Source organism: Vibrio sp. Isolate23 (assembly GCF_022398095.1).
GTDB lineage: Bacteria > Pseudomonadota > Gammaproteobacteria > Enterobacterales > Vibrionaceae > Vibrio > Vibrio coralliilyticus_A.
On sequence record NZ_JAKEUV010000002.1, the window covers coordinates 347858 to 370728 of the forward strand.

Here is a 22871-nt window from a genome sequence, read left to right on the forward strand (position 1 = left end):
TCACCTAAATGAAACGCGCAAGCAATTCCTATCGTCTGCAATTAATAAAAGAAGTCGCGACTCGGCAAGAACGGCTAAATTGCGGTGATCCTATGGCAAATTACATTCAGCAACTGCTTGATTCAAAACCTGAATCTGAGCAACACCCTGAACAAAACTATCGCTTTAGCGGCAATCACTTTGACGACCATGTCGGTGGTTGGATAAGTGATAAGTGGGGAATTAAATAGACCCTCCTCGCTTTCAAAAAAGAAGGCGAATCTAGATTGGTATTAAAATAGATCTTGCTGTGGGCTTTGAAGCTCTAAGCCCACTTCTGGCTCGGTCTTCGCACCTTGCATTTTTCGGCGATAGCGTAAGCGGCACAGTTTGATAATGTGGCGCTGTTCGTCTGGGGTAAAATTCAACCAATTAAAACGCTCGTCACGCTTGCGCATACAACCTTTACAGTAGCCTTTTTCATCTACTGTGCAAACGCCTACACATGGGCTTGGGACGGCAAAAAATTCTAGTTGTTCCATATGTGCCTCATCATAGTTTTCTTAGCTACGCTTTAAGCACTTACTCCTACTGTATTAAATTTATAATTAAATGAAATTCAATAACTTTCATTATGTGACTGTAAACAAACTATGACCTTAACCTGACAAAAATAGAGCTTTCTGACCTATACTTTGTGCCATTAAAGTCGACAAAATGTCGAATAACGTTTCTATATTTCGGAGTTCATTACTATGAAGTTTAGTCCAAAAACATTACTTGCTGCTGCCTCACTCCCTTTTGTCATGACAGCTTGTGCAAGCAATGGAGGCGATGTGAAACAAATTACGGCTCAAGATCTTCAACATCACAACTGGGAACTGGTTAGCATTGATGGCGAAGCAGTTAAGGTAGAAAACCATCAGAAAAAACCTCGCCTTGAAGTGGGAGAAAATTTGATGGCTAATGGTAATGCAGGCTGTAACAATTTTTTCGGTCAAGCTGAGCTCAAGGATAACCAACTTCGCATTGAAAAAATGGGCATGACGATGAAAATGTGTATTGGAGACGTGATGGACTTAGAACGCGCATTTTCTCAATCCTTGGCGGAATGGAGTGACGTAACATTGACCGATGAAGGTATGGTATTAAAGAACGACATTCATACTTTGACTTTCAAGCTTAGCGACTGGAAAGGCTAGTTATTAACCTACATATTACAAAGCAGCCATCAATGGCTGCTTTTTGTTATTAAGCTAAGAACATGTTCAATTCTCATACAGTCCGCTTACAATTCCTTCAAATACATAAGAAAATTAAATTTTTTCAGTCATAATGAATGAAAACCATAGATAGTACGGTCTATCACCACATCAATGAACTCATTCAAAGGGTAAGGACAACCATGAAAAGGCTGATCACTTTCATCTCTACCTTGTTGCTGTCTTTTGGGGCAACGGCGCAAGATAATTGGCAACAGATTACAGAGAAAGCCAAAGGACAAACCGTATACTTCCATGCATGGGGTGGCAGTCAAGAAATCAATAACTATCTACGCTGGGCAAATAGCCAACTGCAAGCGCGCTATGATGTGACATTACAGCATGTAAAAGTAACCGACATCGCCGAAACAACAACACGCTTAATAGCAGAAAAAGCCGCTGGGAAAAACACAGGTGGCAGCGTTGATATGGTTTGGATTAATGGCGAAAACTTCAAATCTATGAAGAACAATCAATTACTTTTTGGCCCTTTTGTTCAGCACTTACCAAGCTGGCAGAAAGTAGATAAATCCTTACCGGTTGATCGTGATTTTTCAGAGCCAACAGAAGGTTTAGAAGCCCCATGGGGTGTCGGGCAGTTAGTTTTTATTCACGATAAACTAACGCTCAACAACCCTCCTGCCTCCTATACGGAGATGTTAAGTTACGCCAAGGCATTTCCAAACAAGCTGAGCTACCCTCGCCCGCCAGAGTTTCATGGTACCAGCTTTCTTAAAGCCGTATTGATTGAACTGACTGCCAATGATCCTGCTTTGGCTAAGCCGGTTGAACAGGTCAACTTTGATGCTGTCACTGCGCCTTTATGGAAATACTTAGATGAATTCCATAAAGTCGCTTGGCGACAAGGTAAGCAATTTCCGGCAAGCTCTGCAGAAACAGTACAGCTCTTAGATGACGGACAGCTTGATCTTGCCATCACATTTAACCCAAATTCCGTTTACTCTGCTCAGGCAAACGGTAACTTAGCCGAGAGTACAACGGTTTATGCAATGGATGGAGGTGCTCTCTCTAATATTCACTTCCTTGCTATCCCATGGAATGCCAACGCCAAAGAGGGTGCATTAGTGGCAGTTAACTTTCTATTAAGCCCTGAAGCTCAATCTCGCAAAGGTGACTTGTCTATTTGGGGCGATCCATCCGTGCTTGAGAATCAATACTTAACAGGCAGCGCAAAGAAAACAACGCTATTCAAATCTGTTGCTGAACCACACCCTAGCTGGCAGGCTGCTCTGGAAACAGAGTGGCAGAAGCGCTACGGTAATTAAGAGCAACCATAACCATTAAGTGACGAAAGCCAGATGTTAAGAGCTGCGTACACAGTATTCATTTTGATTTGCATTACCCCAACAATCCCCGGATTAGTTGGTGTATTGCTCTCATCATTTGGCTACGTTCCTCCTGTCGGCCTGTTCGATTTCTCACTCAGCAGCTATCAGCAGTTTTTCGAATGGCCGGGGATTGAGCACTCCATTGGGCTCACTTTATTCAGCTCCATAGCCAGTACTTATCTTTCTTGTTTAATCTGCTTTGCGATTCTTCAAAGCCTTTGGTTAGACCGCCATTGGCGAAAAGTTGAAGCACTGCTTTCACCCTTGCTAGCAATGCCTCACGTCGCTTTCGCGATTGGATTTGCTTTTCTGTTCGCTCCTACAGGTATGGTTGCACGTATGTTGGCTCAAACCTTAGGTATTGACGTAGACACACATGAAGCAACTTGGTTAGTGCATGACCCTTATGCGCTGGGTTTAGCCATGGCACTTTCATTTAAAGAAGTGCCATTTTTGCTGCTCATGAGCATTCCCGTTTTGCAGCAGATTAAAATCGATAAGCTGTATCAAGTCAGCACCTCTTTGGGGTATTCACCTGCACAAATGTGGTGGAAGGCGGTCTTCCCTCTTTGGTTAGTAAGAATGCGCTTCGCCTTGTTTGCCGTGATGGCTTATGGCGTTTCCGTGGTCGATTTAAGCTTGATCTTGGGTCCAACCAATCCACCTACATTGGCCGTCTTAGTATGGCAGTGGTTTAATGACCCCGACTTATCACTTATCCCTCGTGCGGCATCTGGCGCGGTTATGCTGTTTGTGTTAGCCAGTTTACTTTTAGTCCTAATCGTACTGGTCGAAAAGCTTCTCGTCGGCCATTTTGGTCAGTGGCAATACTCAGGTCGAAGAGGGTTTAGTCTGCCCGGGAAAACGCTGTTTACCGTTTCGGCCATTTTAGCCGGCATTATGTTTCCACTGATGTTGATCTGGAGCTTCGCTCATCGATGGCGCTTTCCGGACCTTCTCCCGACCCGATATAACGACCGCTTTTGGAGCAATGAGTGGCTCAATATATTACCGACGGTTAACCAAAGTTTGATCATTGCCGCCGTTACCGCTTGTTTTGCTTTGATATTGGGTGTGGTGGCTCAGGAAAGTCGTATCCGTTTTCGCTTACACTTGCCAGGTTATATCATTGTTTTACCTATGCTTATCCCGCAGCTTTCTATCTTATTTGGTATCCAGGTAACCACTCTCTACTTGTCTGGTGATGCCTATTACATCTGGGTCATCTGGTCACACGTATTCTTTGCTTTCCCATTTGTGTACTTAGCACTCGATGGCCCATGGCGAAGCTATGACAACAACTATACTCGAGCGGCATTAAGCCTTGGCAAAACGCCTCTCTTTGTCTTTTTTCATATTAAGGTTAAGTTGCTGCTACCAGCCATCTTGTACGCTTGGGCTGTCGGAGCCAGTGTGAGCTTGGCGCAATATCTACCGACTCTGATGCTCGGTGGGGGCAGGATTGCAACCGTGACCACGGAAGCCGTCGCTCTTTCGAGTGGCTTCGATCGACGCGTTACTGCCATCTACGCGATTTGGCAAGCCATCTTGCCATTTGTTTTCTTTGTCTCTGCCATCCTTATTGGCAGATTCGCATTGCGACAACCTGATTATCAAAAACAAACGAACAAGGATGCCCTTACGCATGACGCTGTCTCTAGAAAGCCTCGCCATCCATAAAACCAGCGGCGAAGCCCTATTTTCTGATTTGAATATATCCGTTTCAGCGCAGGAAGTCGTTTGCCTAATGGGCCCCAGTGGATGCGGAAAATCAACCTTGTTGAGTTTGATCGCAGGGCATATGACTAGCGAGTTTGTCCATTCCGGGCGCGTGCTACTAAATGGCATTAACTTAGCTGAACTTGAACCCCATCAGCGACAAGTTGGAATTCTGTTTCAGGATGACTTGCTATTTCCACATCTAAACGTGTGGCAGAACCTCGCTTTTGCCCTTCCTAACTCAATCAAAGGCGATGAAAGACGCCACCAAGCTATGGTTGCATTGAACAAGGTTGAGCTCTCACAACTCGCAGATTCATTTCCTGATCAGATTTCCGGCGGCCAACGTGCTCGTGTCAGCTTGCTAAGAATGCTACTGGCCAAACCTAAACTAGCGCTGTTAGATGAACCGTTTAGCAAACTGGATAAAGAACTTAGAACACAGTTTCGTGACTGGGTCATCGCTCAACTGGCAGAAGCAAATATTCCTACTCTGATGGTCACACATGACAAGGATGATGTTCCTGAGAACGGACGAGTATTAAGTTGGCCATGGGATACTCATCATGCTTGATCGATTCAGTATCAAAGTCATTCGCTCCCCTTTGGCCATTGCCGCCGCCGTATTAGATAAACTCGGTGTGACTGCAAACCAAACCACGCTAAGTGGTTTTCTTCTTGGGTGTCTGGCGTTTCCTGCTCTGTACTTTGAGCAATACGAGCTGGCACTTGTGTTCATCGTTATTAACCGAGTATTTGATGGTTTGGATGGCGCGTTAGCTCGGCGTCAGGGCATCACAGATGCAGGTGGATTTCTCGATATCAGCCTCGACTTCCTGTTTTACTCTCTGATCCCATTTGGCTTTGTGGTCGCTAATCCAGAGCCAAACGCGGTGGCGGGCGCTTTTCTCATTTTCTCATTCATTGGTACCGGCTGCAGCTTCCTTGCTTTTGCCGTCATGGCAGGGAAACGGGGAATTGAGAATCCTGTTTATAAAAACAAATCCCTTTACTATATGAGTGGTCTGACTGAGGGCACTGAAACCATAACGTGTTTCATTGCGTTTTGTCTTTTCCCGCAGCACTTTGCCATCATTGCATACCTGTTTGGCACAGCCTGCTGGTTCACGACCTTTACTCGCATCTACTCAGGTTTCCACACTCTGAAATAGACATAAAAAAGGTCGCTCAATGCGACCTTTTTTAGAGGACAAAATTGACTATCACTGCGACCAACAATCCGGAGAAGAAACTCGGAACATGAAACTGACGTTTCGGCATAGATTGGAATTCTAGTGCTGTCTCTTCCTGAAATGTTTTCTTTGATAATTCCTTGATGTAGTCATTTTGCATATCCGTTCTCCCAACTGAAGTAATTCTGACTTCAGCATAGAAGCTCAAGTTAAGTTGAGGTCAATATAGAGTTACAAAGATCTCAGTAAATTTAGCGGAACAGCATCACTTTAAGCGCCGCTTCACTATCAACATCAGCAAATTCTGGCGGATTATCTAACCGTTGAACAAAGCTCAGCTGTGGCGCTTCTTCCTTCATGCTTTCAATTAGGAAATCGCTACTGACCTGAGGAGAGTTCACACACGCAAGCACTTCGCCCTTATCGGTGAGCAATTCAGGCAAACGACGTAGAATTCTCTTGTAGTCTTTGGTTAGCGCAAAGCTACCTTTTTGAAATGAAGGTGGATCGATGATGACTAGATCATACGGCCCTGATCTTTTGATTTTTCCCCAAGATCTAAAAATGTCATAAGCCAGAAACTTCACTTGATTAAGGTTGTGCTCATTCAATCTATGATTATCTCGCCCTTTCGACAGAGACGCTCTTGCCATATCGACATTCACAACCTGATCAGCCCCACCATCGATAGCCGCAACTGAAAATCCACAGGTATAAGCAAATAAGTTAAGAACATTTTTATGTTTAGCATGCTGCTGAACCCACTCTCGGCCTAAGCGCATATCGAGAAACAAACCAAAGTTTTGGTTACGACCAATGTCGAGTTGGTACTTCAACCCTGACTCAACCACAATAGGTTTAGTGTTCAGTTCACCGATAAGCACTTCCGATGGCGAACCTTCGCTGTATCTATGTTGGATAACCACACACTTGACACCTTTCTCCTGCCATAGCGCAGTCTCAGATAGCTCATGCAATCCCTGTTTGAGCTGTTCAAGAAACTCATCATCAACACTCTTGAATATATTGATCAGCAATTGGCAATCGACCCAATCACAAGTGATCTGCTCTAAACCTTGGTAAACACGGCCTCGACCGTGAAATACACGCCTGACTTCGTTGGAAGTACTCGATAACTGCTCCGAAATGTGAGCGAAGAATGTAGGAAGTTGTTCAACCTGCATACTGGTTCCTGTTATTTTTTGATTTTCGGCCATGAGAGCTCCCAAGGTTTTAACCAAGCATTAATGCCTTGGCTGACATTTTCCTGCCGCCATTTCTCACCAAGCAGAGCATTTTCTCTCGGGTCACAGACAAACTGGAATGCTTTTCCATGAAACTCAAATTCAAGCGCAAATGCATGGAGGTAACCTCGGTCTGATTTACTGGTGGGGGCATAAATCGCATCTCCGACGATAGGTGAACCGGCCGACTTTAGTGCTACCCTGATTTGATGAGTTTTACCTGTATGGGGCTTGCACAAGAACAAACGCTCACCCGGTTCCGCGCTAGCTGAAAGAAACTGCGTGATCGCAGGGTTTGAGTGAGAGTTGGTCAATTTCCATGCAGAGCGGCGCGAGCGCTCCATATCACCACTGACAAGCCCTTGTTTCTTCTTCGGCTTCTTACTACCAATCGCCAAATAGAATTTTTCCACACGACGTTGAGCAAATTGTGCCGATAACTCACTCGCAGCCGCAGCGTTGCGCGCAAGCAAAAGAAGCCCAGAAGTCATCTTATCCAATCGATGCACAAGGTAGAGTTGCTCATCACCAGTAACTAATGCCACTTCATGTAGCAACATGGTTTCGCCATCATCCTTATGAACTGAAACATTGGGATATTTGTCAATGACGACAAAGTCTGAGTGAGAAAAAACGATATCAAACATAGAGGGCTCCACTTTGGACGCATGAGTATACCTGTTATGCGTTCTAATTCCACAAGTAGATAAGCAAATCAAAACGGGGAGCCATGTAGGCTCCCCGTTTACGTTGTTAACTGGATTCAGCGCTACAGTTTCTTAGAAAGAACACCTGCAAACGCAATGATTCCGATACCTAGTAGCATGATCTCACCTTTGCCACTATCGAAGCCGGACTTAATGCCCATGAAAGCAACGATTGCGATAGCAACAGGGATAACGTATTTCACTAGGTTGTACCATAAGCCAAACATTGGGAAAGAAACTTCACCGTCGTTCGTGATTTCTTTCTCAAGGTCAGCACGGCTTAGACGCCAGCCCGCAAAGATACATACCAACATACCGCCAACCGCTAGGAAAATCTTATCAGTCAGTAGGTCGAAGATATCAAATGCACCGGTACCAAACAGAGTTGGACCAACGCCACCCAGAGATAGAGAAGCAAACACACATAGTGCCGCCATTACTGAGCTTGCTGCGATTACCGCTGTTGGGCGCTTCATACCTTTCTCATCGATTAGGTAAGAAACTACAACTTCAAGCAATGATACCGAAGATGTCAGTGCCGCCACGGTTAGACCAATAAAGAACAGTAGTGCGAACAGAAGACCAATAACGCCGCCCATTTCAGCAAATAGCTGAGGTACAACAACAAAAACCAGACCAGGGCCTGCTGCCGGCTCCATACCGAATGCGAACATAGCTGGGAACATGGCAACACCTGCTAGGATAGCAACACCCGTATCCATCGCCGTTACCATACCGGTTGTCTGAACTAGGTTCTCTTTCTTCTTCAGGTAAGAACCGTACGTCATCATACAGCCCATACCAAGACTTAGAGAGAAGAACGCCTGACCTAGCGCTGCTAGAACTACGTTGCTATCCACTTTGGAGAAGTCCGGCATGAACAGGAACTCTAGACCTGCCATTGCACCTGGAAGCATCAGACCTTTCACTGATACAACGATCAGGATAAGGAATAATAGTGGCATCAGAATCTTACCTGCTTTTTCGATACCGCCAGAAATACCTTTCATTACGATAACGATGTTAAACATCAGGTAAATACCCATCCATATCAGTGGCTGTACTGGGTCAGAGATAAAGCCACCAAAACTATCACCAATAGCTTCTGGCGTGCTAAGCAGACCACCACCTACTTTAAAGATGTATGCCAGTGCCCAACCGCCTACTACCGGGTAGAAGCCCATGATAAGCAAGCCACTGACAACACCGATAACGCCGGTAAATGTCCAACGACGATCAGTAGACTTAAATGCGCCTACTGCAGATAGACCTGTCTTACGGCCAATAGCGAATTCTGTCAGCATAACGCTAAAGCCAATGAAAATTACAAAAATCAGGTAGATAGCAACGAACGCACCGCCACCACTCTCACCTGCCGTGTAAGGAAACTTCCATATGTTGCCCAAACCAACAGCGGAACCTGCTGCGGCCATAACGAAGCCTAATTTAGACCCCCATGTATCACGGGGCTGTGCACTTATACTGTTAGCCACGATTACTCCATTAAAAATTTATAAGTTGTGTTTGCTTACGTTAGGCGTCGAAAAGTTGAGTGTATAAAAAAATTTACACTTATTAGAATTCTAGGTGACCCTAACAATGTGGCAAGTAAAACAGTTTGAGATTAAAATTGGAACCCCAAAAAGTGTAAATTCCCACCACCGCACGGTATATCGCGCTTAAACGCTGCTTTTTTGAACTAAAACCTCCCCTTTTATCTACATTTTACACTTTTGTAACATGATAATTCTATTTAGGATATTTATCTAACCCACTACGTCACATTACTCATAACAACATTTGAAAACGAAATGTTTGTTGTCGCCGCACCTAACTGGATTTAATATTTAGGTTAATCCTTTATCATACTCAAGCGATTGATTTATTCAGGAAATTGAATGGAAAAGTTCTATCACTTCCTCACATTGGCTGGCATTGTCTTCTACTGGATTCTGGTTGCTGGGGTAACATTACGAGTTGTTCTCAAACGAAGAGCGGTGAGCGTGTCTCTCTCTTGGCTGATGATCATCTACATCATTCCTATCGTCGGCGTGGCTTGTTACTTCCTCTTTGGGGAACTAAACCTCGGCCGAAGAAGAGCAGAAAGAGCAAAAGAAATGTTCGTTCCGTTCGCCAAATGGTTTTCCAGCCTTAATGAATGCCATGCACACGATACTGAGAGCTTCGGTCGTCACATCTATCGCATTGATGAACTGTGTAACAATCGACTTGGATTACCTGCCCTGAGTGGCAACACCTTATCATTACAAAGTTCTCCGAATGACATTCTACATTCGATCATTGAAGATATTGAGAATGCGCAAACCAGTGTACGAATGGTTTTTTATATCTGGCATCCGGGTGGATTGGCTGATGCCGTGGCTTCTGCTCTGATCAGAGCTGCGAAGCGCGGTGTAGAAGTCAAACTGCTTCTTGACTCTGCTGGCAGCCTACGTTTCTTCCGCAGTCAGTGGCTCAAGATGATGCAAACAGCTGGGGTTGAAGTCGTACAAGCTTTAGAGGTCAGCCCTTGGCGTATTTTTCTCCGCCGCCTCGACCTACGTCAGCATCGTAAAATCATCGTTATAGATGACAAGATTGGCTATACAGGTTCAATGAACTTAGTTGATCCTGCCTTCTTCAAACAGGAATCAGGGGTTGGTCAATGGATAGACATCATGGTGCGGGTGACAGGGCCAACCGTTAACGTACTCTCTGCCATCCACTGCTGGGACTGGGAAGTTGAAACTGGGTCGCGCTCTCTTCCCCAATTACCAGAATGCCAATTAGACCCTAACGAGCCTCAGCACCCAGTTCAAGTCGTCCCTTCAGGACCAGGGATGCCAGAGCACCTAATTTCTCAGGTATTGACACTTGCCATCAATCAGGCAAACCAATCAGTGAGAATCACAACACCATATTTTGTACCCAGCGCGGATCTGCTCGAAACGCTTAAAATGACAGCGCAGCGTGGCATTACTGTTGAGCTGATCATTCCGCAAAAAAATAATTCACTCATGGTGCAATGGGCTTCACGTGCTTTTTACGCAGAACTTATGGAAGCAGGTGTAAAAATTTATGAGTTTTATGGCGGCCTACTGCATACCAAATCCGTGGTCATAGATCAGCAATTCTGTTTAGTTGGCACCGTAAATATTGACATGCGCAGCTTATGGCTCAATTTTGAATTGACGCTAGCCATTGATGACGAAGCTTTCACCAAAGAAATGTACTGGCTGCAACAAAGTTATATAGAAACCTCTCATGAAGTAAAACTAGAGGAGTGGAAAAAGCGCTCTCTATATTCACGTTTCTTAGAGCGAACCTACTACTTATTCAATCCTCTTCTATGATAAGTAATTTCTGACTTCTGACTCTCTTGCTATTAATGCGTTGCCATGTTTTAAATAAGGCAACGCATTTTCAGATAAGGATTTTCAATGTCAGAAGATAAGCAAACCAAGCTGGTCACCGCAGGTCGAGACAAAAAATGGACCAATGGGGTCGTGAATCCACCAGTTCAACGCGCTTCTACTGTCGTATTTGATACCGTTGCAGAAAAACATCACGCAACGGTTAACCGAGCAAATAAAACCCTCTTTTATGGCCGTCGTGGCACCCATACTCACTTTGCTTTCCAAGATGCAATGGTTGAAGTTGAGGGTGGGGCCGGCTGCGCTTTGTACCCTTGTGGTACAGCAGCTATTTCCAACGCGATTCTTTCTTTTGTTGAGTCAGGCGATCATATTCTGATGGTGGATACCTGCTATGAACCAACTCGAGACTTCTGTGACAAGATCATGAAGAAGATGGGAGTGGAAACAACCTATTACGACCCAGTGATAGGCGAAGGTATCCGTGATTTAATTCAGCCAAACACCAAAGTGCTGTTCCTAGAGTCACCCGGTTCGATTACCATGGAAGTACAAGACGTTCCAACCTTAGCCAAAATTGCCCATGAACATGACATCGTTGTCATGCTCGACAACACTTGGGCCGCTGGCGTGAATTTCTCACCTTTTGAGCATGGTGTTGATATTTCCATTCAAGCCGCGACTAAGTACATTGTTGGCCACTCTGATGTCATGCTGGGCACCGCTGTCGCAAATGAAAAACACTGGGATCAGTTGCGAGAACAAAGCTATTTAATGGGCCAGTGTGTGTCACCTGATGATGCCTATCTTGGACTACGTGGCATTCGTACTCTCGACGTTCGTCTTCGCCAACATGCAGAGAACAGCCTGAAAATTGCTAAGTGGTTACAAAATCGTCCGGAAGTCGATCATGTTCGCCACCCTGTACTAGAGACTTGCCCTGGCCATGAGTTTTTTCAACGTGATTTCACTGGTGGTAATGGCTTATTCTCATTTGTGTTAAAAGCTAGCTATCCACGCGCCACCACGGCACTGCTTGATGGTATGAAGCATTTCAGTATGGGGTACTCTTGGGGCGGGTTTGAAAGTCTGATTTTAGCGAACGAGCCAAAAAGCTTTAATAGCCTACGAACCGTTGCGAACCCCAACTTCGAAGGCACACTCATTCGGCTACATATAGGGCTGGAAAATATCGACGATCTGCTCACTGATCTTGAACGTGGCTTGGAGCGCTATAATTCGCTCATTCTAGAGCAACATACTACCGTTTGATCTAACAAACTCCTATAAGCCCCCCCTCTGGGGGCTTGATTTTAAAATATTGATATTATTGAACATTTTATCAATACATAATAACACGTTAAACAATTGTGTTGTTTTCCTTTCTCAATTCACAGTTCTATCGCTTAGCTTATATTCATATTTCGTATAGCTCATTTTCTAATCTACTGTTTATTTACTCATCAGAGGTCAAACCAGAAGGAGCAAAACTTTGAAACACAAACTGATACTTGCTGCGCTCTGTATCTTCAGCTTAGGGCTATCAGCAACCACTAGTGCGTCCAGTGCTAGCGGTTACACACAAACTCAACACCCTATTGTTCTTGTCCATGGGTTATTCGGTTTTGATACATTAGCTGGCGTGGACTATTTCTACGGCATTCCTCACGCTTTAACCAAAGACGGAGCAAGTGTTTACGTTGCTCAGGTCTCTGCGACGAATAGCTCAGAAGTTAGAGGCGAGCAGTTGCTAGAACAAGTTGAAACTTTACTTGCAGCAACAGGCGCATCAAAAGTCAATTTAATCGGTCATAGTCATGGCGGTCCAACAGCGCGCTATGTGGCTTCTGTCAGACCAGATCTTATCGCCTCTGTGACCAGCATCGGTGGTGTCAATAAAGGTTCTAAAGTAGCTGACCTCGTTCGCGGTACGGTGCCTGAAGGATCTGGGTTAGAAGCTTTAGCGGTAAAACTGGCTGAAGGGCTAACGACACTGATTAATCTATTGTCTGGTGGCAATGACCTTGATCAAGATCCTCTTGCCTCTTTGGATGCCTTAACGACCGAAGGCTCACTTGCGTTCAATCAACACTACCCGGAGGGCATTCCCGACACTGAATGTGGCAATGGCGATTTATTAGCCGATAACGGTGTGTACTACTATTCTTGGACGGGTTCATCCACTTTTTCTAACATCTTTGACCCGACTGACGCTGCAATGATGATTCTTGGTCTGGCATTTGACGAGCCAAATGATGGTCTTGTTGGGGCGTGTAGCACTCACTTAGGGCAAGTTATTCGCGACGATTACAAGATGAACCATCTGGATGAAATAAATGGATTGCTCGGTATTCACCATTTATTTGAAACAGACCCAGTCACCCTTTATCGTCAACATGCAAATCGCCTGAAACTGCAAGGCTTATAGGAAATAAAAGATGAAAAAGACCGCTCTAATAACGACAATGATGATCGCCTCGATGAGCCTCGGAGCGGTCTATTTCATCAACCGTAGCGAAACAGTAAATACAGCCGCTCAACCCGTATCTCAGCTCGACACTCAGATAGATACTTCATCAAGCCGTGATTTATTTGATTACACCTTGAGCAGTCTGGGTGAACAGGAGATGGATCAGATCAAAACGCGTATACAAAATGTTTCTCAGCGTGAGAAAGAATTAAGCCTTGATGAGACACTTTTCGAAACCTTTTTGCAATATAAATCCGAATTGGGAACTCTGGAGTCAGTCACTTTTCGAACCATTACATTGTCTGATTTAGAACAGCTCCACCTACAAATTCTAGCTCTGCAAAACCAGTACTTTACTGACCCACAAATTGAACTCTTATTTAGTGAAGAAAACCGACTGCGCCAATTGGCTATTGATAAGCTCGCCATCGCAAAACAAGGCTTAGATCCCGAATCACAAGCACAATGGCTAGAAGCGACATTGTCTGGTCAGCCCGACTATATCCTACGAGCAGAGCGTAATAACCAGCTCATTATAGGGCTCAACCACAGTGAGCAGATGGAAGCACAAGATAAACACCTCACCCGTGTCGAGTTGGTTGGGGAAGAGGCTGCGGGCAGGCTAAGTAAACTCGACGAGAAACGCGAGCAGTTTAATTCTCAACTGGATAGCTATTTGGCGCAGCGAAATGACATACTGGCTGACAACACTTTATCGGATGCCGCAAAGCAAACCCAGATAGCTTACCTAAGAGAGCAAAGCTTTGACACCGTACAGTGGCGCAGAGTCGAAGCACTGGAACGCATCCATGATCAAAACTTATCGCCATAGCATGCCCCTACGTCACTAGTATCTGGGTTTCTTGGGGCAATTCACCATATGATCGTCAGCCATGCCTACCGCCTGCATAAACGCATAGCAAATGGTCTCACCTACAAACTTAAAGCCTTTCTTTTTCAAAAACTTGCTCATGGCTTTTGACTGCTCAGTAGAAGCAGGCACATCACCCATTTTTTGCCAATGGTTGACTACAGGCTGACCATCGACAAATTGCCACAAGGCTTTTGATAAGCTGCCATATTCTTCAATCAATGCTTTCGCGGCTCGCGCATTACTGAACACGGATTTAATTTTTCCTCTGTGCTTAACCACATCATAATTTTCAACAATATGCTCAGCGTGCTCGTCCTCATACGCTGCTAATTTATCCAGATCATAGTTTTCAAAGGCTTGTCGGTAGCCTTCGCGTTTTTTCAGGATGGTGATCCAACTCAATCCTGCTTGGGCACCCTCTAACGTAATAAACTCGAACAATACCTTATCGTCATAAACCGGAACGCCCCACTCTTTATCGTGGTATTCACGCTCAAGCTCATGGTTCATCGCCCATGCGCAAGTGGTATCCATTGCTTTCTCCTTTAAATAAAACACCCTGACAAAGCCAGGGGTGTTTGCACTCTTATGTCAATCAGTTTGGCACTGTCACTTTGTGGAAGATACGATACAACACTGGCACGACAATAAGTGTCAGTACGGTCGCAAATCCCAAACCAAACATGATGGTAACCGCCATGGGTTTGAAGAAGATATCCGGTAACAGTGGGATCATGCCCAAAATAGTCGTGATTGCTGCCATGCAAACAGGTCTCACACGGCTTAGAGACGCCTCGACAACGGCTAAATATGGGTCTTTGCCTGACTTCATTTCAATTTCAATCTGATCGAGCAATACGATGCCATTTTTCAGCAGCATGCCTGACAAGCTAAGAAAACCGAGTAATGCCATGAAACCAAATGGGGTATCCAAAACCAACAGCCCTGTTGTGACACCGATAATTGCCAGTGGCACTGTCAACCAGACGATGAGCGGCTCTTTAACAGTGTTGAACAAGAACACTGTGACTAAGAACATAAATAAATAGCCCATTGGCATGGTAGTGAACAGTGAGGCCTGCGCATCGCCAGAGGATTCATACTCCCCCCCCCACTCCAACGCATAACCAGATGGCAGTTCGATGGCTTCAATCAAAGGCTGTAAACGCTTTTGCAATGTCGAAGCCGTTTCCTCTCCCAACAAGTCAGGATCAGCCATAACCGTCAATATACGCTTGCGATTCTTACGTACTATAATCGGGTCTTCCCAGCGCATGTCGTAGCCTAATGTCACTTGCTGCAAAGGGATATATTCACTTAACGCTGGGCTCCAAATTTTCATGCCCTCAATATTGCGAATATCGACACGCTCTTCTTCTGGCAATCGAGCAACAATTGGCATTAACGTTGTACCGTCACGATATACCCCGACCGATTTACCTGAGAAAGACATTGCAAGGAACTCGTCAACATCTGATTTAGTGATGCCGTAACGGCGAGCTTGTCCTTCGTTAAACTGCGGCTCTAACACTTTAGTACGTTCACGCCAATCATGGTGGATGTTCGTCGCTCCAGGGTCCGCATGCATGATGTCTTCAACTTGTCTGGCAATCCCTCTAAGGATAGTTGGGTCAGACCCAATGATACGTGCCTCAATTTTAGCTCCACCGCCAGGGCCGAGTTCAATTTGCTTGAGCTTGTAATTGATCTCTGGGAAGTTGGCTTCAACATGCGCTCGAAAATTAGACATCAAATCCGCAAGTTGCTCATAATTCTCGACTCGAGTGGTGATTTCACCATAGGCAGCGTAGCTTTTCTCTGGCGCATAAGTCAGCATGAAACGTTGCAAACCTTTACCTGCTGTCGTAGTTATATGCTCAACTCCGTCTTGATCTGACAGCCAAGATTCCAAAGCTTTAAGCTTGGTGTTGGTTGCACGAATATCGGTCCCTTCCGGTAACCAGATATCGGCTTGGAACATGGGCGTTGTTGACGATGGGAAAAACGACTGCTTAACGAAAGTAAAGCCATAGATACTTGCCGCAAGACCAACAATCATAACCACAACCGTTAGCCAAGCCCGCTTCATACAAAACTCTAGAAACCCCTTGTATAGCACAAAGATCATACCGTTGTAGGGGTCACTGCCTTCGCCACCCCCTTTGATTTTTTGCCCTTTAAAGAAGATATCAGCAAAAAAAGGCGTCAACGAAATCGCAGTAAACCAACTGAGCATGAGTGAGATTAATAGTACCGTGAACAAAGTGCCACAATACTCACCTGTCGCATCCTCTGACAATCCAATAGGGGCAAAGGCAGTCACGGCGATAACGGTAGCACCAAGCAATGGCCATTTAGTCTGAGTCACGATATCAGTCGCCGCCTGCATTCTTGTTCGGCCTTTCTGGGTCCCGATGAGTATTCCTTCAACCACTACAATCGCATTGTCCACCAGCATACCGAGCGCAATCACCAATGCTCCCAACGAGATGCGTTGCAGGTCGATTGCAAAGTACTTCATAAAGATAAATGTGCCCAACACGGTAAGGAGCAGAATCAAGCCAATGAGTAAGCCGGAGCGTAGCCCCATAAAGAACAGTAAAACGATAATAACGATCGCTATCGCTTGCCCCAAACTAACGACAAAGCCACTCACTGATTTGTCGACTTCTTTTGGCTGACTGTAGATTTCAGAGATCCCAACTCCCACAGGTTGTTGGTACTTTAGTTCGGCAAGGCGACGGGCAAAGCGCTTACCGACCTCAACCACGTTAACGCCTTGCGCAAAAGAAACACCGATATTGAGCGCTAACTTGCCATTAAAAGTAATAATATTGTCCGGTACGTCGATGTAACCGCGTTTGATTTCCGCAACGTCACGCAGATAAATTAATCCTTGTGCCCCACTTTCAGTAATGATCAAGTCTCCTAGCTGGTCAACATTCTGGAACTCACCCGTTGGTTGGATACGGATGTACTCATCACCGATCCGAATTGCACCAGCATCCGAGACCACATTTTGAGTTGAGAGCAAATTAAACACGGTATTAGGTGCCAAACCTAAACTACTCAAACGCTTCATCGAAATCTCAATGAAGACTTGCTCTTGTTGCTGGCCAGAAACAGAGACTTTACTGACCCCCTCTACCAACTCTAATTCACGCCTCAAATAGTCAACATAATCGAGTAACTCCTTGTAACTGTAACCTTCTCCTGTGACGGCAAGTAAAATACCGTAAACATCACCAAAATCGTCAATGACCTTTGGATCATTCACTCCGGGAGGAAACTGACCTTTAAGGTCATTGACCTTACGGCGTAATTCATCCCAAATCTGCGGTAAATCATCAGGACCATAGTTGTTTTTCATGGTCACGGTAATTTGAGATAAACCTCGGCTGGAGATCGAATTAACTTCATCAACATAAGTCAGTTGCTGAATGGCCTTTTCGATTGGGTAAGTCACTTCTTCCTCGACTTGCTGAGGTGTCGCCCCAGAATAGGATGTCACCACCATGGCATCTTTGATCGTGAAAGCAGGGTCTTCGAGGCGGCCTAAACCAAAGAAAGCGGCCACACCACCAATCAAGAAAATTAATGAAATCATCCAACTGATGACACGGTTGCGAATGAAATATGCAGCGATACCAGTCACATCTTGGTCTTTCTGAGACAGTGGGTTATTTTGATCACTCATTGCCTGCCTCCTGCTTTACGATTTCCACTTTCATCCCTTCTCTTAATCGGGAAATTCCCGCCACAACAACTTTTTGTTTGCTCTCGAGCCCCTCTAGGATTTGCAACGCTTCTTTCGTCATTTTGCCAATCGTCACAGCTTGTTTGGCAACGGTATTATCATCGTTTAGCACCCAAACAAACCTGTTAAGTCGGTCAATCTCATCACCATCTGCATTGAATACCGCTTCTATAGGAACCAAAACACCAGTATTCAAATTCAGACCAATATCATTACTTTTGGACGTAACTTCAACGGCCATACCGTCAAGGATGAACTCTTCTTCAGGCATAGGAAGTGACAAAGTTACGGTAAACGTCCTTGTGGCTGGGTCAGGTTCAGTCGTAAATTCTTTAATTGAGGCCGAGTATTCGTTACCACTTGGTACTTTAACCAGAGCCTCAATACGCGATAGGGTTTCTTGATCCGGCTGGTTGACGTATAGACGATCTGGCAACTGTATGAGCACTTCAACACTATCGAGACTATGAATATTCACGATTTGCTGACCGACTTGAATGTTTTCAAATTGCTCGACATTCACTCGGGAAATGATGCCATCGACAGGCGCCAGCAACTTAGTGAATGATAGCCTCAACTGCGCTAACTTCAGCTCTGAGTAGGCTATCTGACGATTGGCGGCAATCTCATCAAATTGCGACTTGGCCAGCAGGCCTTTATCGACAAGAGGTTTAGAACGTCTATATTGGCTATCGATAACACTAAACTTTGCCGATGCGTTATCAACATCAAGCTCGTAATCTGTCGGATCCAGCTTCGCAAGCACATCGCCTTTTTTTACCTGATCGCCTTCTTTAACGCTGAGCTCACTGATTTCACCCGCTACCCGAAAACTTAAATGAGAGCGCTCAGCGGCATTGGCGACTGCAGGGAAATATAAGTGCTCCTTTGAGATACCACTGTCTATTTCTATGATTTTGACTTTAGGGGGACCAAAGTCAACGTATTCACTATCACCACCGCAGCCTACAAGAATGGCAGCTGTTGAGAGCACGATGAGGCTAATCCATTGCTTCATATTACAATCCTCGCTCCTTGATCCACTCCCTCACTTTGGTCCCGGGTTCAATGCCACTGACACCAGAGATGATGATCTGATCACCATCATTTAAACCACTCTTAACTTCACGCTTGTTGTTCAACACAATGGAAGCTTTTTCCACTACGCCATTGTGTGCTACACGCCAAACACAAGTTTTTCCATTTTCGTTAAATATTGCTGCATTAGGAATCCGTGTCGCTCCTTCTGAATCAATTTTGACATGCACCTCCCCTGCCATACCTGGCAAAATTCCGGTATCTGTTGGGCGTGCCATGACCATGGTGACCTTGTAAGAGCCCGTTTTAGGATCGGCCTCCGTATCTACTTCCTGAAAAGTCAGCTCATAGCGGCTCTCAGGAAATGCATCAAATCTCATAGTTGCAGTCAGGTTTATGCCGCTTGCAAAGCGATTCAACAGGTGGTCAGGGAGCTGGAATTGTACTTTCATTAACTGATTCGTCTGAATATTCATTACACCTTGCTTAGCAGCAATGTATTCGTAGTTATCAGTCGTAATCAGTGAAATCGTGCCATCATAAGGTGCGACCAACTTGGTATAACGAAGATTGGCACGGGCTTGTTCTAATGTGGCTTTGGCAGAGTTAAGGTTCGCCTTAGCTTGATCAAAATCTTGCTCTGAAACTACCTTATCAACACGCAGTTTTTTATAACGTTCAAACTGAACATCCGCGAGGCGGTACTGCGCTTCTGCCTGCTTAGCCAATAAGGAATATTCATCTGGGTTTAGGGAGGCAAGGACTTCACCTTTGCTCACAGGTTGGCCCGAAAGGACATCGATAGACTGAAGTTGTCCGGGTACTCGGAAAGCTAAAATCGCTTTATCACCAGCTTCGGATGTGGCGGGAAAATGTCTTTCAAACTGTGCGTTTCCAACCGAAACGGTAAAGAGTTTTGCTGGCCTGGATTCGGGTTCAGGAACAGGAGGGAGCTCCTTACCACAGCCACCTAATGTTGCAGCTATGGCGAGAAGCACAAAATTCTTGTGCATAGTCAAACATCCATTTGTCACTTTTAGTTACAAAGATAGATGAATGATTACGCGACTGCCAGACACATACCAGTAAATTATTATTAAAATTAATAATTTGCTAACAAAACATAGTGGCGGTTCTCATTATCGAACTATAAACTTTTAAACTCTCGATCAACTTTAAACGTATCGGAGGTGACATACGCCTCTAGGCCACGAATTTGATTTTCAAGGCCATCAAAATCTTTCTCAAGCGTTTCTAGCAATGCCCCAGGAGCCTGACCTTGTTGCCATGGTTTACTTTTCAACTTGTGTTCCTGCTCCATTTTAAGAGATTCAACATAATTAGCAGGTTGTTTTTCAAGCATGAAAGTCATCGCGATATAGGCCAACAACACCAAGAAGCTGCCACCAAGAAGTGCAGCAGAGATCACTAAGATTCGAATCAACCAAACTTCAGTACCAAAGTAATTAGCTAAGCCTGCACAAACACCTGAAATCTTACCATTAACGGTATCGCGGTACAGCTCTCGCTTATTCATATCGGCGTCTCCAGTTAGGGGTTTCAGCATCAAGAATACGCTCTAACGTGTCCACACGCTTTTGCATCTGTTCTGCTTTTTCTGACAAGGTTTGTAATCTCTGGAAATCATCTTCTGATAGACCACTTGCCGTTTTCTTCTTGCTACGATAATGAAGTATTAACCATAGTGGAGCGACGAAAATCAGAAAGACAATCAGTGGTCCTGCAATAAGAAATGACGACATAAATGACTCCTAATAAATAGACAACAGTTTCACACGAGTACACCTCTACTCTGCCGCAAGCTGTTATAAAATCAATTAAATAAAACTAAGAACTTCGAAAATATTGGAAAAACCATAAATTGGTTTTGATGAGGCCAGGTGCGACCCACCTGACCTGTGCACCTTCAGATCTCGACTTTTATGATTTTTTTTCGTTCATCTGTTTTTTCAAATTTTCAAGCTCTTGTTCAATCTCGTCTTGCGCTTGCAGCTCAGCAAATTCCTGATCTAAGGATTTCGAATTACCGGATTTAGCATATACATCTGCTTCTGCTTCCAGTTCATCTATCTTACGAGTGTATTGCTCGAACTTTGCCATTGCTTCAGATGTACGCGCCGTATGTAAATGCTTTTGCACATCACGTCGATTCGAAGCCGCTTGAGAACGAATAGCAAGTGCTTGCTGCTTAGCACGTGTTTCGGTGATTTTACTTTCAAGCTTACTGATTTCGCCGGTGAGCTTTTCAATCGTTTCTTCCACTAATGTTTGCTCAGTATGCAAACCTTTCAACATATCTTGTAGTTTTTGCTTTTCAATTAAAGCTGCACGAGCCAAATCCTCACGCTGCTTGGTCAGAGCTAGTGTAGCTTTCTCTTGCCAATCGCTAATTTGGCCTTCAAGAGATTCAACTTTACGTGCCAACTCTTTTTTATCAGCAATCGCCTTGGCCGAATTCGTACGAACTTCGACTAACGTATCTTCCATTTCCTGAATAATAAGACGAATCATTTTTTCAGGATCTTCCGCTTTATCTAATAAGGCACTAATGTTTGAGTTTACGATGTCGGCAAAACGAGAAAAAATACCCATATTTAACTCCTTATCCTGTAATCAATCACATTATCGCGACTTGGTTACATCTGATGTTCATTGTAGGTTTCACTTACTTATTCAATAACCAAGATACGTGCCAACTTATAAACATATACAAAACAACAGATTACGAAAACTACCATTGTAATTCGAACTTATCTATGATGAATTTAGCTAACAATAGGTAAATTTCACCATTGGAGTGTTTTCATGCAACAAAATCTCATTGGCGAGTCACCAGCTTTCCTGACGATACTAGACAAGGTCTCCAAACTCGCAGCCATAGAACGTCCTATTCTGATCATTGGTGAACGAGGGACAGGTAAAGAACTGATTGCTCAACGCCTCCATTACCTATCAAAACGCTGGGATCAGCCACTAATTTCCCTCAATTGCTCTACCTTGAGCGAAGGCCTGATCGACTCAGAGTTATTCGGCCATGAGCAAGGCGCTTTTACTGGTTCAAAAGGACGTCACAAGGGGCGCTTTGAACGAGCTGAAAATGGCACCCTCTTTCTCGATGAGCTCGCCACCGCTCCACTGCTGGTGCAGGAAAAGCTATTACGAGTGATTGAATACGGCCAATATGAACGCGTTGGTGGGCACCAATTGCTTAACGCTAATGTGCGGCTGATCTGCGCGACTAACGCCGATCTGCCGAAAATGGCTGAGAACGGTGAGTTTCGAGCAGATCTGCTTGACAGGCTTGCTTTCGACGTCATTCATTTACCTCCACTTCGAGAACGCCAAGAAGACATTCTGCTGTTAGCGGAATACTACGCCATCAAGATGTGTCGAGAGTTGAACTTTGACTACTTCGTTGGTTTCTCTCCTGATGCTCAGCAAGCACTGCTTGACTATCAATGGCCCGGAAACGTCCGTGAACTTAAAAATGTGATAGAAAGGGCGGTTTATCAGCACGGGCAGCAAGATGAGCCAATCAACCAATTGATATTCGACCCGTTTGCAACGCAGTGGCAAACAGAACCTGAGCCAGTTTCTCTTCAATCACAACCATTACCAGACCAACCAACCTTTCATTTTCCAATGGACTACAAAGCGTGGCAGGAAAGCCAAGATATTCGCCTGCTGAAAGCGGCCCTTGAAGAGAGCAAATTTAACCAACGGAAGGCAGCCGATATGCTTGGCCTGAGCTATCATCAGCTAAGAGGGATGATCAGAAAGTACGACCTCTCGAATCTTTCCTGAGTGCGTATAGGTTATTTTAAAAACCATAAACTAATAATGGTAAACTACTGAGATATTAAGGCATAATGGGGAGTTCTATT

General features: G+C 44.7%; 22 protein-coding genes. 11 read left to right on the forward strand and 11 right to left on the reverse strand.

Going from position 1 to position 22871, the window contains the following annotated elements; genetic code table 11:
* Positions 1-8: 8 nt before the first annotated feature.
* Entirely contained in the window at positions 9-230 is a 222-nt protein-coding gene (locus L1D31_RS08640; protein ID WP_239836676.1) for a hypothetical protein, read from the forward strand.
* 42 nt (positions 231-272) lie between these two features.
* Here the strand turns inward: L1D31_RS08640 and L1D31_RS08645 are convergent, their stop codons facing one another.
* Positions 273-521: a DUF1289 domain-containing protein gene (locus tag L1D31_RS08645; protein WP_239836677.1), complete on the reverse strand. Its 249-nt coding sequence runs from the start codon at positions 519-521 to the stop codon at positions 273-275.
* Positions 522-734: 213 nt separating this feature from the next.
* On the opposite strand from L1D31_RS08645, the gene L1D31_RS08650 reads away from it, so the two are divergent.
* The 5 genes from L1D31_RS08650 (at position 735) to L1D31_RS08670 (ending at position 5481) form a co-directional block, all read left to right on the forward strand.
* A complete protein-coding gene (locus L1D31_RS08650) occupies positions 735-1181 on the forward strand; it encodes an META domain-containing protein (RefSeq protein WP_239836678.1) in 447 nt (148 codons plus the stop codon).
* 203 nt (positions 1182-1384) lie between these two features.
* Positions 1385-2527: an ABC transporter substrate-binding protein gene (locus L1D31_RS08655; protein WP_239836679.1), complete on the forward strand. Its 1143-nt coding sequence runs from the start codon at positions 1385-1387 to the stop codon at positions 2525-2527.
* Between the two features lie 33 nt (positions 2528-2560).
* Positions 2561-4270, forward strand: a complete 1710-nt coding sequence (locus L1D31_RS08660; RefSeq protein WP_239836680.1) for a thiamine ABC transporter permease — start codon at positions 2561-2563, stop codon at positions 4268-4270.
* On the forward strand, positions 4236-4883 hold the full coding sequence (locus L1D31_RS08665; RefSeq protein ID WP_239836681.1) for an ATP-binding cassette domain-containing protein: 648 nt from the start codon (positions 4236-4238) through the stop codon (positions 4881-4883). The genes L1D31_RS08660 and L1D31_RS08665 overlap by 35 nt, the downstream gene beginning before the upstream one ends.
* The gene (locus tag L1D31_RS08670) at positions 4876-5481 is read left to right on the forward strand and encodes a CDP-alcohol phosphatidyltransferase family protein (RefSeq protein ID WP_239836682.1); all 606 of its coding nucleotides are present in this window, start codon (positions 4876-4878) and stop codon (positions 5479-5481) included. The genes L1D31_RS08665 and L1D31_RS08670 overlap by 8 nt, the downstream gene beginning before the upstream one ends.
* Before the next feature lie 272 nt (positions 5482-5753).
* Here L1D31_RS08670 and L1D31_RS08675 read toward each other — a convergent pair whose 3' ends face one another.
* The 3 genes from L1D31_RS08675 to L1D31_RS08685 all read right to left on the reverse strand — a co-directional run bounded on the left by L1D31_RS08675 (position 5754) and on the right by L1D31_RS08685 (position 8946).
* Positions 5754-6686 carry a class I SAM-dependent methyltransferase gene (locus L1D31_RS08675; RefSeq protein ID WP_239836905.1) on the reverse strand — a complete coding sequence of 311 codons (933 nt, stop codon included), beginning with the start codon at positions 6684-6686 and terminating at the stop codon, positions 5754-5756.
* Positions 6687-6697: 11 nt separating this feature from the next.
* The gene (locus L1D31_RS08680) at positions 6698-7393 is read right to left on the reverse strand and encodes a TIGR01621 family pseudouridine synthase (RefSeq protein WP_239836683.1); all 696 of its coding nucleotides are present in this window, start codon (positions 7391-7393) and stop codon (positions 6698-6700) included.
* A gap of 122 nt (positions 7394-7515) precedes the next feature.
* Entirely contained in the window at positions 7516-8946 is a 1431-nt protein-coding gene (locus L1D31_RS08685) for a sodium-dependent transporter (RefSeq protein ID WP_345772832.1), read from the reverse strand.
* Positions 8947-9351: 405 nt separating this feature from the next.
* On the opposite strand from L1D31_RS08685, the gene cls reads away from it, so the two are divergent.
* The 4 genes from cls to L1D31_RS08705 all read left to right on the forward strand — a co-directional run bounded on the left by cls (position 9352) and on the right by L1D31_RS08705 (position 14129).
* Positions 9352-10806: a cardiolipin synthase gene (gene cls / locus L1D31_RS08690; RefSeq protein ID WP_239836684.1), complete on the forward strand. Its 1455-nt coding sequence runs from the start codon at positions 9352-9354 to the stop codon at positions 10804-10806.
* A gap of 87 nt (positions 10807-10893) precedes the next feature.
* Positions 10894-12099: a cystathionine beta-lyase gene (locus tag L1D31_RS08695; protein ID WP_239836685.1), complete on the forward strand. Its 1206-nt coding sequence runs from the start codon at positions 10894-10896 to the stop codon at positions 12097-12099.
* Positions 12100-12352: 253 nt separating this feature from the next.
* On the forward strand, positions 12353-13255 hold the full coding sequence (locus tag L1D31_RS08700) for a triacylglycerol lipase (RefSeq protein WP_239836907.1): 903 nt from the start codon (positions 12353-12355) through the stop codon (positions 13253-13255).
* Positions 13256-13265: 10 nt separating this feature from the next.
* Entirely contained in the window at positions 13266-14129 is an 864-nt protein-coding gene (locus L1D31_RS08705) for a lipase secretion chaperone (RefSeq protein WP_239836686.1), read from the forward strand.
* A gap of 15 nt (positions 14130-14144) precedes the next feature.
* On the opposite strand, the gene L1D31_RS08710 is transcribed toward L1D31_RS08705, so the two are convergent.
* The 7 genes from L1D31_RS08710 to pspA all read right to left on the reverse strand — a co-directional run bounded on the left by L1D31_RS08710 (position 14145) and on the right by pspA (position 21579).
* Positions 14145-14705 (reverse strand): DNA-3-methyladenine glycosylase I, encoded by a 561-nt coding sequence (locus tag L1D31_RS08710; RefSeq protein WP_239836687.1) that lies wholly within the window; start codon positions 14703-14705, stop codon positions 14145-14147.
* Positions 14706-14766: 61 nt separating this feature from the next.
* The gene (locus tag L1D31_RS08715; protein ID WP_239836688.1) at positions 14767-17868 is read right to left on the reverse strand and encodes an efflux RND transporter permease subunit; all 3102 of its coding nucleotides are present in this window, start codon (positions 17866-17868) and stop codon (positions 14767-14769) included.
* Positions 17861-18946 carry an efflux RND transporter periplasmic adaptor subunit gene (locus L1D31_RS08720; RefSeq protein ID WP_239836689.1) on the reverse strand — a complete coding sequence of 362 codons (1086 nt, stop codon included), beginning with the start codon at positions 18944-18946 and terminating at the stop codon, positions 17861-17863. Before L1D31_RS08720 ends, L1D31_RS08715 begins: the two co-directional genes overlap by 8 nt.
* A gap of 1 nt (position 18947) precedes the next feature.
* On the reverse strand, positions 18948-19979 hold the full coding sequence (locus L1D31_RS08725; RefSeq protein WP_239836690.1) for an efflux RND transporter periplasmic adaptor subunit: 1032 nt from the start codon (positions 19977-19979) through the stop codon (positions 18948-18950).
* A 134-nt stretch (positions 19980-20113) separates the two neighbouring features.
* Entirely contained in the window at positions 20114-20503 is a 390-nt protein-coding gene (gene pspC, locus L1D31_RS08730; RefSeq protein WP_239836691.1) for an envelope stress response membrane protein PspC, read from the reverse strand.
* On the reverse strand, positions 20496-20729 hold the full coding sequence (pspB, locus tag L1D31_RS08735) for an envelope stress response membrane protein PspB (RefSeq protein WP_239836692.1): 234 nt from the start codon (positions 20727-20729) through the stop codon (positions 20496-20498). The genes pspC and pspB overlap by 8 nt, the downstream gene beginning before the upstream one ends.
* A 178-nt stretch (positions 20730-20907) precedes the next feature.
* On the reverse strand, positions 20908-21579 hold the full coding sequence (gene pspA, locus L1D31_RS08740) for a phage shock protein PspA (protein WP_239836693.1): 672 nt from the start codon (positions 21577-21579) through the stop codon (positions 20908-20910).
* A 213-nt stretch (positions 21580-21792) separates the two neighbouring features.
* Between pspA and pspF the strand changes: the two genes are divergently transcribed.
* A complete protein-coding gene (gene pspF / locus L1D31_RS08745) occupies positions 21793-22791 on the forward strand; it encodes a phage shock protein operon transcriptional activator (RefSeq protein ID WP_239836694.1) in 999 nt (332 codons plus the stop codon).
* Positions 22792-22871: the final 80 nt, after the last annotated feature.

Excerpts from the sequence above, each read along its gene's own strand:
- L1D31_RS08640 (WP_239836676.1), top strand. The coding sequence starts at position 9 with ATGAAACGCGCAAGCAATTCCTATCGTCTGCAATTAATAAAAGAAGTC.
- L1D31_RS08645 (WP_239836677.1), bottom strand. The coding sequence starts at position 521 with ATGGAACAACTAGAATTTTTTGCCGTCCCAAGCCCATGTGTAGGCGTT.
- L1D31_RS08650 (WP_239836678.1), top strand. The coding sequence starts at position 735 with ATGAAGTTTAGTCCAAAAACATTACTTGCTGCTGCCTCACTCCCTTTT.
- L1D31_RS08655 (WP_239836679.1), top strand. The coding sequence starts at position 1,385 with ATGAAAAGGCTGATCACTTTCATCTCTACCTTGTTGCTGTCTTTTGGG.
- L1D31_RS08660 (WP_239836680.1), top strand. The coding sequence starts at position 2,561 with ATGTTAAGAGCTGCGTACACAGTATTCATTTTGATTTGCATTACCCCA.
- L1D31_RS08665 (WP_239836681.1), top strand. The coding sequence starts at position 4,236 with ATGACGCTGTCTCTAGAAAGCCTCGCCATCCATAAAACCAGCGGCGAA.
- L1D31_RS08670 (WP_239836682.1), top strand. The coding sequence starts at position 4,876 with ATGCTTGATCGATTCAGTATCAAAGTCATTCGCTCCCCTTTGGCCATT.
- L1D31_RS08675 (WP_239836905.1), bottom strand. The coding sequence starts at position 6,686 with ATGCAGGTTGAACAACTTCCTACATTCTTCGCTCACATTTCGGAGCAG.
- L1D31_RS08680 (WP_239836683.1), bottom strand. The coding sequence starts at position 7,393 with ATGTTTGATATCGTTTTTTCTCACTCAGACTTTGTCGTCATTGACAAA.
- cls (WP_239836684.1), top strand. The coding sequence starts at position 9,352 with ATGGAAAAGTTCTATCACTTCCTCACATTGGCTGGCATTGTCTTCTAC.
- L1D31_RS08695 (WP_239836685.1), top strand. The coding sequence starts at position 10,894 with ATGTCAGAAGATAAGCAAACCAAGCTGGTCACCGCAGGTCGAGACAAA.
- L1D31_RS08705 (WP_239836686.1), top strand. The coding sequence starts at position 13,266 with ATGAAAAAGACCGCTCTAATAACGACAATGATGATCGCCTCGATGAGC.
- L1D31_RS08710 (WP_239836687.1), bottom strand. The coding sequence starts at position 14,705 with ATGGATACCACTTGCGCATGGGCGATGAACCATGAGCTTGAGCGTGAA.
- L1D31_RS08715 (WP_239836688.1), bottom strand. The coding sequence starts at position 17,868 with ATGAGTGATCAAAATAACCCACTGTCTCAGAAAGACCAAGATGTGACT.
- L1D31_RS08720 (WP_239836689.1), bottom strand. The coding sequence starts at position 18,946 with ATGAAGCAATGGATTAGCCTCATCGTGCTCTCAACAGCTGCCATTCTT.
- L1D31_RS08725 (WP_239836690.1), bottom strand. The coding sequence starts at position 19,979 with ATGCACAAGAATTTTGTGCTTCTCGCCATAGCTGCAACATTAGGTGGC.
- pspC (WP_239836691.1), bottom strand. The coding sequence starts at position 20,503 with ATGAATAAGCGAGAGCTGTACCGCGATACCGTTAATGGTAAGATTTCA.
- pspB (WP_239836692.1), bottom strand. The coding sequence starts at position 20,729 with ATGTCGTCATTTCTTATTGCAGGACCACTGATTGTCTTTCTGATTTTC.
- pspA (WP_239836693.1), bottom strand. The coding sequence starts at position 21,579 with ATGGGTATTTTTTCTCGTTTTGCCGACATCGTAAACTCAAACATTAGT.
- pspF (WP_239836694.1), top strand. The coding sequence starts at position 21,793 with ATGCAACAAAATCTCATTGGCGAGTCACCAGCTTTCCTGACGATACTA.